Here is a 10,704-nt window from a genome sequence, read left to right as displayed (position 1 = left end):
CGTCCTGCGGTCCGACGCCCAGCGAGCGGACAGTGAGCTGCGGCGTCGCTTCCCGTCCGCGGTCCGTGGCGCGCGGCGTCGCGTGGGTTCCTCGGGGATTCAGGAAGGGCGTCGGGTGGGCGGCTCGGTGGATCTCGGGCAGAGCCGCTTCGGTGGCGGGCGGCGTCAGATCGGGGCGTGATCGGGCCGGGGGTGGCGCGGACGGCCGCGGACGTGCAAAAGATTGCATGATGTTGCATACTCGTGCGCATGGCAATCACAGTGGCAGTCGCGGGTGCATCGGGTTACGCGGGAGGGGAGTTCCTCCGCCTCCTCCTCGGGCATCCCGCGGTGGTGTCGGGTGAGATGGAGATCGGCGCGCTGGCCGCGGGGTCCAACGCGGGCCAGCCGCTGGCCGAGCACCATCCCCACCTCCTCCCGCTCGCGGACCGTGTCCTGGTCGAGACCAGTGCTGACACCCTGGCCGGTCACGACGTCGTGGTCCTGGGACTGCCGCACGGGCACTCCTCGGAGATCGCCGAGCAGTTGGGGCCAGACGTCCTCGTCGTCGACCTGGGCGCGGACTTCCGGCTCTCCGACGCCGCGGACTGGGAGGCCTACTACGGCTCCGCCCATGCCGGCACCTGGCCGTACGGTCTGCCCGAACTCCCCGGCGCGCGTGAGGCGCTGCGGTCGACCCGCCGTATCGCGGTCCCCGGGTGCTTTCCCACGGGGGCGAGCATCGCGCTGTTCCCGGCGGTCGCTGCCGGCCTGGTCGACGCGTCGGGGATCACGATCGTCGCGGTCACCGGCGCCTCCGGTGCGGGGAAGTCCGCCAAGGTGCCGATGCTCGCCTCGGAGGTCATGGGCTCGGCGAAGGCGTACGGCGTCACCACCCATCGTCACGCTCCCGAGATCACCCAGAACCTGCGGGGGGTCACCGAGTCGCGGGTGTCGGTGAGCTTCACCCCTGTCCTGGCCCCGATGGCCAGGGGAATCCTCACCACGGCGGTCGCCCCGACCACCGCGACCGCGGAGGAGCTGAGGCGGGTGTATGCCGAGGCGTTCGACGACGAGCCCTTCGTCCACGTGCTGCCCGTGGGAGTGCAGCCGATGACCGCCTCGGTCCTCGGGTCCAATGCCGTCCAACTGGGTATCGAGGTCGACGAGCGGGCCGGACGTGCTGTGTTCACGGCTGCGATCGACAACCTCGCCAAGGGCACCGCCGGTGGCGCCATCCAGTCGATGAACCTGGCTCTCGGACTCCCGGAGACGGCCGGTCTCAGCACGGTCGGCCTCGCACCGTGACGGTGGGCGCCTCGTCCGGCGCGGTATCCGGTGGCCGCGCCCACGGACTCGAGTCGTGGTCCGATCCGGTCGGGAACGACGCGCTGTTCTGGGTGGCTCCCCCGGGCACGACGTCGGTCCTGGAGGTCCACGGCGAGGGTGCGGGTGCCGCGGAGTTACGGTGGAGCATTCTGAGCGCCGAGGTTCCGGCGATCCGAGCGGTGGTCCTGCTCGGCGGACCCGGATCCGGGGACACCGGGCAGGATTTCACGTTCACGCACTCCGTCGCGGAGGACGTCGCCCGGTTCGTCGGCGCCCGATCCGGTGGCGAGGTCGGTCCGATCGAGGTCCTGGTCTTCCGACCCGACACCGATCGGTCGCCGTGGCCGGAGCCCACACGCACCACGGACGGGGTGGAGTTCGCGTTCCGCCACCGCGGGGGCGCCGACGTGCGCCTGACCCTGACCGTTCCCGACCAGCCGGAAGAGGCCTGACATGACCACCAAGATGAACGACGGGTCCACCGAACTGACGCCGTTCGTCCGCGCGCACGTCCTCGCCGAGGCGCTGCCCTGGCTGCAGAAGTTCCACGACACCATCGTCGTGGTGAAGTACGGCGGAAACGCGATGATCGACGACCAGCTCAAGGCGGCGTTCGCGGCCGACATGGTGTTCCTCCGGACCTGTGGCCTCAAGCCGGTCGTCGTCCACGGTGGCGGCCCCCAGATCACGTCGATGCTCGGCCGACTGGGGATGGAGGGCGAGTTCCGCGGAGGCTTCCGGGTGACCACCCCGGAGGTCATGGACATCGTCCGAATGGTGCTGTTCGGCCAGGTCGGCCGGGAACTCGTGGGCCTGATCAACGCGCATGGTCCGTACGCGGTCGGGATCTCCGGGGAGGACGCGGGGCTGTTCACCGCCGTCCGGCGGACGGCGATGGTCGACGGCGAGCCGACCGACATCGGGCTGGTCGGCGATGTGGAGTCGGTCGACCCCGCTGCCGTCCTGGACCTCATCGAGGCCGGCCGCATCCCGGTCGTGTCCACCATCGCACCGGATGCCGACGGCACCGTCCACAACATCAACGCCGATTCCGCCGCCGGTGCACTGGCCACCGCGCTCGGTGCCGAGAAGCTCGTCGTCCTCACCGACGTCGAGGGCCTCTACACCGATTGGCCGGACCGGTCCTCACTGGTCACGCACCTCGGAACCGGTCCGCTCGAGAAGATGCTCCCGTCACTCGAGAGCGGGATGGTCCCGAAGATGGAGGCGTGCCTGCGGGCGGTCCAGGGCGGGGTGCGGGCGGCCCACGTCATCGACGGGCGCGTCGAACACTCCGTGTTGCTCGAGATTCTCACCGAGGGCGGCATCGGCACCATGGTCACCGCGGGTGACCACGAGATCCGCACACCGGTAGGAGGCGCGACATGACCGGATCCGACACCCCATCGCTCACCGCACGGTGGGAGAGCGCTCTCATGCGCAATTACGGGACCCCGCCCCTGGAGCTCGTCTCGGGCCGGGGCGTCACCGTGATCTCGGCCGACGGCCGCGAGTACGTGGACTTGCTCGGCGGGATCGCGGTCAACGCGCTCGGCCACGCACATCCGGCGGTGGTGGACGCGGTCAGCCGCCAGGTCGCCGAGCTGGGCCACGTGTCCAATCTCTACATTCACCCGAAGGTCGTGGCGCTGGCCGAACGGCTCGAGTCGCTGCTGGCGGTGGACGAGCCCGTCCGCGCCTTCTTCTGCAACTCCGGCGCGGAGGCCAACGAGGCGGCGTTCAAGATCGCCCGCCGGACGGGCCGCTCACGGATCCTCGCGGCCGAGAACGGGTTCCACGGCAGGACCATGGGCGCGCTCGCGATGACGGGCCAACCCGCCAAACGGGAGCCGTTCGAGCCGATGCCCGCCGGGGTCGAGTTCTTCCCCTACGGAGACATCGAGGCCCTCACCGCTCTCGTCGGACAGGCTCCGGGGGACACCGCCGCCGTCATCCTGGAGCCGCTCCAGGGCGAGGGCGGGGTCGTCGAGCCCCCCGAGGGTTTCCTGTCAGAGGTGCGCGCGGTGTGTAGCGAGCACGGCATCCTCATGATCGTCGACGAGGTCCAGACCGGGATCGGCCGCACCGGTGCGATGTTCGCCAGCCGGCGGGCAGGGGTGGTCCCGGACGTGATCACCCTGGCCAAGGGCCTGGGAGGGGGATTGCCGATCGGGGCCTGCCTCGCGGTCGGCGCGGCCGGGCAACTACTCACCGCGGGCCAGCACGGGACCACGTTCGGAGGTAACCCCGTGGCGTGCGCGGCCGCACTGGCGGTCCTCGACACGATCGAGTCCGACGACCTGGTCGCGCACGTGGACCGGCTGGGGAAGATCCTCGCCGCGGAGATCGAATGCCTGGACCACCCGCTCGTCGACCACGTCCGCGGGAGCGGCCTGCTGCTGGGCGTCGTCCTCACCGCCCCGCTCGCCAAGTCGGTGGAAGGGGCGGCCCGGGAGGCCGGGTACCTCGTCGGCGCCACCACCGCGGACGTGGTCCGCCTCGCACCACCGCTCATCCTGACCGAGGAACAGGCCGCGCGGTTCGTCGCGGGACTCCCTGCGATCCTCGACGCGGCGACCCCGAAGGAGTCCACCCCATGACCGCAGCTACACCGTCGGTGCGACACTTCCTGCGTGACGACGACCTCAGCCCCGAGGAACAGGCCGAGGTCCTCGATCTGGGTCTGCGGCTCAAGGCCGACCCGTTCTCGGCCCGCCCGCTCGAGGGTCCGCGCTCGGTCGCCGTCATCTTTGACAAGACGTCCACGCGGACGCGGTTCTCGTTCGATGCCGGCATCGCCCAACTGGGCGGGAACGCCATCGTGGTGGAGTCCGGATCCACCCAGATGGGCAAGGGTGAGACCCTCTCGGACACCGCCCGGGTGATGTCGCGCTACGTCGAGGCGATCGTCTGGCGGACGTACTCGCAGGACGCGCTCGTGGAGCTCGCCGCGCATTCCGACGTACCGGTGGTCAACGCGCTGACCGACGAGTTCCACCCGTGTCAGATCCTCGCGGACCTGCTGACGATCCGGGAGAACTTCGGTCGCACGGCGGGCCTGCGTGCGGTGTACCTCGGTGACGGTGCGAACAACATGGGGCACTCGTATCTGCTCGGGTTCGCCACCGCGGGCATGCACATCACCATCGCCGCGCCGGAGGGCTACCAGCCGACCGGCCAGGTGGTCGCGGACGCGGAGCGGGTCGCGGCGGGGACCGGCGGTTCCGTGGCGATCACGACCGACGTCGACGCGGCGGTGGTCGGGGCCGACGTCCTCATCACGGACACCTGGGTGTCGATGGGGATGGAGGACTCGGCGACAGAGCGGATCCGCGACCTGGCCGACTACCGGTTGGGCCAGGACTCGGTCGACAAGGCGTCTGACGATGTCATCGTCCTGCACTGCCTCCCCGCCTACCGCGGCAAGGAGATCACGGCCGAGGTCATCGACGGGCCCCGCAGCCGAGTGTTCGACGAGGCCGAGAACCGGCTCCACGCACAGAAGGCACTGCTCGTCTGGCTCATGGGGCGGTCGTGACCACGATGGGCACGGTCAGCAGGACCGCCAGACACGCGCGGATCGCCGAGATCCTCGAGCGTCGCGCCGTCCGCAGCCAGACCGAGCTGGCGGAGGCCCTGGCCGAGGAGGGCATCGCCGTCGCGGTGGCGACCCTGAGCCGCGATCTCGACGAGCTCGGGGCCGTCAAGCTCCGGGCCGCGGACGGCGGGGCTGGTCGCTACGTCATCCCGGAGGACGGCAGCCGGGCCCCCGGGATCCCCGGGGGCACCGACCGGCTCGGCCGGCTGCTCGGCGACCTCCTGGTCTCCGCGGACCACAGTGGCAACATCGCTGTCCTGCGCACTCCGCCCGGCGCCGCGAACTTCCTGGCGAGCGCGCTCGACCGCGCGAACCTCGACGACGTGGTGGGCACGATAGCCGGGGATGACACCATATTCGTGATGGCCCGTGAGCCCGTCGGGGGCGCTGAGCTCGCGGACCGGCTGGCCTCGCTGGCCCGGCGCCCGGTCTGACCGCCACCGCCCGACCCGATACTCTCCGACCCGAACAACAAAGGAGCACACCATGTCCGATCGCGTAGTCCTCGCCTACTCCGGCGGCCTCGACACGTCAGTAGCCATCAGCTGGATCGGCAAGGAGACCGGCGCCGAGGTCGTCGCCGTCGCCATCGACCTGGGCCAGGGCGGTGAGGACATGGACGTCATCCGGCAGCGTGCCCTGGACTGCGGGGCCGTGGAGTCGATCGTCGTGGACGCCCGCGACGAGTTCGCCGACGAGTACTGCGCGCCCACGATCAAGGCCAACGGGATGTACATGCGGCAGTACCCGCTGGTCTCGGCGATCTCCCGACCGCTCATCGTCAAACACCTGGTCACCGCCGCCAAGATGCACGGTGGGACATCCGTCGCCCACGGATGCACCGGCAAGGGCAACGACCAGGTCCGCTTCGAGGTGGGCTTCGGCGCCCTCGCCCCCGACCTCGAGGTCATCGCCCCGGTCCGGGACTACGCCTGGACGCGCGAGAAGGCCATCGAGTTCGCGGAGCAGAACGAGATCCCCATCAACGTGACGAAGAAGTCCCCGTTCTCGATCGACCAGAACGTCTGGGGCCGCGCGGTGGAGACCGGGTTCCTCGAGGACCTGTGGAACGCTCCCACCAAGGACGTCTACGACTACACCGAGGACCCCACCCTCAACTTCGCGGCTCCCGACGAGGTCACCGTCACCTTCTCGGAGGGCGTCCCGGTGGCGATCGACGGGCGGAAGGTCTCCGTGCTCGAGGCCATCATCGAGCTCAACCGCCGCGGCGGGGCCCAGGGTGTCGGTCGGTTGGACATGGTCGAGGACCGTCTCGTCGGGATCAAGAGTCGCGAGGTCTACGAGGCGCCGGGTGCGATGATCCTCATCACCGCGCACAAGGCGCTCGAGGACGTCACCCTCGAGCGGGAGCTGGCCCGGTACAAGTCAGGGGTCTCCGACGAGTGGTCCAACGCGGTCTACGACGGCCTGTGGTTCTCTCCGCTCAAGTACGCTCTCGACGCCTTCATCGACAACACCCAGCAGCACGTCTCCGGGGACATCCGGATGGTCCTGCACGGTGGGTCCATCGTCGTCAACGGCCGTCGCTCCGACTCGTCGTTGTACGACTTCAACCTCGCGACCTACGACGAGGGGGACTCGTTCGACCAGAGCTACGCCAAGGGCTTCGTGAACCTCCACGGTCTGAGCTCCAAGATCGCCGCCAAGAGGGACCTCGGGCTGTGAGCGGACCCGACCGCCGGGACGATCGACACGGCACCAACACCGGCGCCCTGTGGGGCGGGCGCTTCGCCGGAGGCCCCGCCGAGGCGATGGCCGCGCTGAGCAAGTCCACGCATTTCGACTGGGAATTGGCGCCCTACGACATCAGGGCCTCGAAGGCCCATGCCAGGGTGTTGCACCGTGCCGGGTTGCTCTCCGGTCCGGAGCTCGACGCGATGCTGGACGGTCTGGACCGTCTGGCCGCCGACGTCGATTCCGGCGCGTTCGTCCCGGCGGAGTCGGACGAGGACGTGCACGGCGCGCTCGAACGCGGCCTGATCGACCGGGTGGGTGTCGAGGTGGGCGGCCGCCTCCGGGCCGGCCGCTCCCGCAACGACCAGGTCGCCACGCTGTTCAGGATGTGGTTGCGCGACGCGGTGCGGGAGGTGGCCGGGGGGGTGATCGACGTGGTCGACGCGCTGGTGTCCCAGGCGGACGAGCACCCGGAGACGGTCATGCCGGGCAAGACGCACTTCCAGGCCGCGCAGCCGATCCTGCTCGCACACCACCTCCTGGCCCACGCGCAGCCGCTGCTGCGCGACGTCGAACGGATCCGGGACCTGGACCGACGCCTGGCCGTGTCGCCGTACGGTTCGGGCGCCCTGGCCGGGTCGTCCCTCGGGCTGGACCCGGACGCGATCGCGGCGGAACTCGGCTTCGATCGTGCGGCGGACAATTCGATCGACGCCACGAGCTCGAGGGACTTCGCTTCCGAGGCGGCATACGTCCTCGCGCAGGTCGCTGTCGATCTCTCCCGCCTGGCGGAGGAGGTGATCGCCTGGTCGACCCCCGAGTTCGGATACGTCACGCTCGCCGACGAATGGTCGACCGGGAGCTCGATCATGCCCCAGAAGAAGAACCCGGACGTCGCGGAACTGATGCGCGGCAAGACCGGCCGGTTGATCGGCAACCTGACCGGCCTGCTCGCCACCCTCAAGGCCCAACCGCTGGCCTACAACCGGGATCTCCAGGAGGACAAGGAACCGCTCTTCGATTCGGTGGCCCAGCTCTATCTGCTCCTCCCGGCGATGGCAGGGATGGTCTCGACCCTGAAGTTCCACCCGCGTCGCCTCGCCGCGCTCGCTCCGGCCGGGTACACGCTGGCCACCGACATCGCGGAGTGGATGGTCCGTCAGGGTGTGCCGTTCCGGGTCGCCCACGAGGCGGCCGGGGAGTGCGTCCGGGTGGCCGAATCCCGCGGTGTGGGACTCGATGCGCTCACCGATGAGGAGCTGACCTCGATCGACCCGGCACTCACCCCGGAGGTCCGCGACGTCCTCACGGTGACGGGATCGATCGCCTCACGGAACGCACGGGGCGGGACCGCCGGCACCGCGGTGGCCGCGCAGCGGAGCCGACTGGGAGAAGTCCGTGACGAACTCGCCGACTGGGTAGGGTGAGCGCCATGTCCGTCATCGATGACCGCCTGCTGGAGATCCTCGCCTGCCCCGAGGACAAGGGGCCGCTCCTCCTGGCGGGTGACGACACGCTCTACAACCCCCGCCTGCGCCGCGCGTACCGGATCGACGACGGCATCCCGGTGCTGCTGGCGGACGAGTCACGTCCGGTGGACGAGGCGGAGCACGAGGCCCTGCTCGCCCGTGCGGGCGGGGCTCCGCACGAGTGACCCTGCCGCAGGACGGAGGGGCCACCTTCCGGGCGCTGCTCCGCGACTCGGACCCCGACGAGGCCGCACGGTCCCTGTTGGGAGGTGTCCTGACCCACGGGCCCGTCGCGGTACGCGTGATGGAAGTGGAGGCCTATGGCGGCCCGGTCGACTCGCCCCACCCGGATCCCGCCGCGCACACGTGGCCGGGACCGACGCCGCGGAACGAGGTGATGTTCGGCGATGCCGGGCATCTGTACGTCTATCTGAGCCACGGGATCCACCAGTGCGCCAACATCACGTGCCGACCCCCGGGGGAAGGCGGCGGTGTTCTCCTCCGCGCCGGCCGCGTGGTGGGCGGACACGAGGCGACCCGGCAGCGCCGACCCGGGATACTCCCCGAGCACGCGGCGCGCGGCCCGGGGAACCTCGGGAGGGTGATGGGAATCGACCTGTCCTTCCGGGGCATGGACGTCCTCGATGCGGCGTCACCGGTCACGTTCCGTCCTGATCCCGTTCCCGCGTCGCAGGTCCGGTCGGGACCCCGGGTGGGTGTGTCCCGTGAGGCCGACCGCCCGTGGCGGTTCTGGATCACGGGCGCCCGGGAGGTGTCCTCCTACCGGCGCAGTCCACGCGCGCCGCGTTCCCCGCACCCCGCCCCGTGGTAGCCCGACGCGCCGATGGGGGACAATGTCGCTCGTGACTTCCAACATCCTCGATGACCTGCAGTGGCGGGGGCTCATCGCGCAGTCGACAGACCTCGACGCGCTCCGTGAACACCTCGACGAGGGCACCGTGTCGCTGTATTGCGGCTTCGACCCGACCGGGCCCAGCCTGCACGCGGGTCACCTCATCCCGCTCCTCACCCTCCGGCGGTTCCAGTTGGCAGGGCACCGGCCGATCGTCCTGGCCGGGGGAGCGACCGGCATGATCGGGGACCCCCGGGACGTGGGGGAGCGGACCATGAACACCGCGGACACCGTGGCCGACTGGGCAGAGCGCATCACAGGTCAACTCGAACTGTTCGTCGACCTCACCGAGGGGCCCGTGGGGGCCCGTGTGGTCAACAACATGCAGTGGACCGGTCATCTGACCGCCATCCAGTTCCTGCGAGACGTCGGCAAGCACTTCTCGCTCAACACCATGCTCGGGCGGGACACCGTCAAACGTCGCCTGGACGGTGACGGGATCTCGTACACGGAGTTCTCCTACATGCTCCTGCAGGCCAACGACTTCGTGCAGTTGAGACGCACCATGCGGTGCACACTGCAGATCGGCGGCTCCGACCAGTGGGGGAACATCGTCGGCGGCGTCGACCTCAACCGCCGGATGGATGGTGAGACGGTTCATGCCATGACCGTCCCCCTGGTCACGTCGTCCGACGGGAAGAAGTTCGGCAAGTCGACGGGTGGCGGGAGCCTCTGGCTCGACCCCGACCTCACCAGCCCGTACACGTGGTACCAGTACTTCCTCAACACGTCCGATGCGGACGTGGCCCGCTATCTGCGGTGGTTCACGTTCCTGGGTCGTGAGGAGATCGAGGAGCTGGAGGCACTCACCCGGGACACGCCGCACCTCCGCGCGGGACAGAAGCGCCTGGCGGAGGAGATGACCACCATGGTGCACGGGGTGGCGGCCACGGAGTCCGTACAGGCGGCCTCCCAGGCACTGTTCGGGCGGGGAGAACTGACTGAGCTCGACGAGCGGACGCTCGGCGCCGCACTCGAGGACGCCGGCGCCGTCGAGGTGGCGTCCGATGCCCCGAGAACGATCATCGAGCTCCTGGTCGCCTCCGGACTCTGTGACAGCAAGGGCGCCGCACGCCGCGCCGTCGGCGAGGGTGGCGCGTATGTCAACAACGCCCGCATCGACGACCCGGAGTGGACGCCCGGGCACGATGATCTGCTCCACGGGTCCTGGCTGGTGCTCCGCCGCGGCAAGAAGAACCTCGCCGGGGTGCGCCTCCGCTGATCGCGACCACGATGTGAGGCGGCGCCGGTGTCGACCGGCGCCGCCTTGCTTTCAAGTCCCGGAATTGCGTGCGTGACCTGGCGATTTGCGTTTGGGTTCACGTCTGCGTAACTTATTGGAGGTCGCCGAGAGCGGGTGCGGGCCGGGAGGTTCGGGCTGGTGGAGGCGACGTGCTCCGGATGGTGGTGGGTTGCCTGGTTTGACTGGGTGGGCCGCGTGCGCTAGGCTGGAGAAGTTGCCCCGAAAAGGGTGGCGGTTGATGTAGAACCCTCGTGATCTGGGTGGTCGGTGACTGTCCGGGGAGCGGTGTGGTGGTGTTGTTTGAGAACTCAACAGTGTGTTTTGTTTGTGATAGTGCCAAATTTTTTGTTTGGTTGCGACCCTTTCACATCCCTGTCGTGGGGGTCGCGTTTTTTGGAAACAGCCAGTTTTTTGGTTTGTTTTTTGCTTGGATTGTGCTTTTTGTAGTGCTGAGAAGCTTTTATGGAGAGTTTGATCC

General features: G+C 69.4%; 11 protein-coding genes, 1 rRNA gene and 1 pseudogene (1 of these 13 cut by a window edge). All 13 read left to right on the top strand.

Annotation, left to right across the window (positions count from 1 at the left end; all coding sequences use genetic code 11):
• Nucleotides 1-181 (top strand): annotated as a pseudogene (locus tag G6019_RS17050) (DUF2786 domain-containing protein); the annotation flags it as partial.
• A 68-nt stretch (nt 182-249) separates the two neighbouring features.
• Nucleotides 250-1,287, top strand: coding sequence for an N-acetyl-gamma-glutamyl-phosphate reductase (argC, locus tag G6019_RS01630; protein WP_182613278.1), 1,038 nt, complete (start codon nt 250-252; stop codon nt 1,285-1,287).
• Nucleotides 1,284-1,760 (top strand): hypothetical protein, encoded by a 477-nt coding sequence (locus tag G6019_RS01625; protein ID WP_107756346.1) that lies wholly within the window; start codon nt 1,284-1,286, stop codon nt 1,758-1,760. Before argC ends, G6019_RS01625 begins: the two co-directional genes overlap by 4 nt.
• A 1-nt stretch (nt 1,761) precedes the next feature.
• Nucleotides 1,762-2,697 carry an acetylglutamate kinase gene (argB, locus tag G6019_RS01620; protein WP_182613277.1) on the top strand — a complete coding sequence of 312 codons (936 nt, stop codon included), beginning with the start codon at nt 1,762-1,764 and terminating at the stop codon, nt 2,695-2,697.
• A complete protein-coding gene (locus tag G6019_RS01615; protein WP_107756347.1) occupies nt 2,694-3,908 on the top strand; it encodes an acetylornithine transaminase in 1,215 nt (404 codons plus the stop codon). The genes argB and G6019_RS01615 overlap by 4 nt, the downstream gene beginning before the upstream one ends.
• Nucleotides 3,905-4,846 carry an ornithine carbamoyltransferase gene (gene argF, locus G6019_RS01610; RefSeq protein WP_107756348.1) on the top strand — a complete coding sequence of 314 codons (942 nt, stop codon included), beginning with the start codon at nt 3,905-3,907 and terminating at the stop codon, nt 4,844-4,846. Before G6019_RS01615 ends, argF begins: the two co-directional genes overlap by 4 nt.
• Nucleotides 4,847-4,851: 5 nt before the next feature.
• Nucleotides 4,852-5,340 carry an arginine repressor gene (locus G6019_RS01605; protein ID WP_182626939.1) on the top strand — a complete coding sequence of 163 codons (489 nt, stop codon included), beginning with the start codon at nt 4,852-4,854 and terminating at the stop codon, nt 5,338-5,340.
• Nucleotides 5,341-5,392: 52 nt separating this feature from the next.
• Complete coding sequence (locus tag G6019_RS01600; protein WP_107756350.1) at nt 5,393-6,592, top strand: argininosuccinate synthase; 1,200 nt, start codon at nt 5,393-5,395, stop codon at nt 6,590-6,592.
• Complete coding sequence (gene argH / locus G6019_RS01595) at nt 6,589-8,028, top strand: argininosuccinate lyase (protein WP_182613216.1); 1,440 nt, start codon at nt 6,589-6,591, stop codon at nt 8,026-8,028. Before G6019_RS01600 ends, argH begins: the two co-directional genes overlap by 4 nt.
• A 5-nt stretch (nt 8,029-8,033) precedes the next feature.
• A complete protein-coding gene (locus G6019_RS01590) occupies nt 8,034-8,255 on the top strand; it encodes a Trm112 family protein (protein ID WP_182613217.1) in 222 nt (73 codons plus the stop codon).
• Nucleotides 8,252-8,902, top strand: a complete 651-nt coding sequence (locus G6019_RS01585) for a DNA-3-methyladenine glycosylase (protein WP_107756353.1) — start codon at nt 8,252-8,254, stop codon at nt 8,900-8,902. Before G6019_RS01590 ends, G6019_RS01585 begins: the two co-directional genes overlap by 4 nt.
• Nucleotides 8,903-8,924: 22 nt before the next feature.
• A complete protein-coding gene (tyrS, locus tag G6019_RS01580; RefSeq protein ID WP_194305347.1) occupies nt 8,925-10,205 on the top strand; it encodes a tyrosine--tRNA ligase in 1,281 nt (426 codons plus the stop codon).
• 480 nt (nt 10,206-10,685) lie between these two features.
• Nucleotides 10,686-10,704, top strand: a 16S ribosomal RNA gene (locus tag G6019_RS01575) (it continues 1,498 nt past the right edge of the window).

Origin of the sequence: Dietzia sp. DQ12-76, from assembly GCF_014145045.1 — a bacterium.
Taxonomy (GTDB): Bacteria; Actinomycetota; Actinomycetes; order Mycobacteriales; family Mycobacteriaceae; genus Dietzia.
Note: the sequence above shows the minus strand (reverse complement) of the source record. Positions and strands in the feature narration are given on the sequence as shown.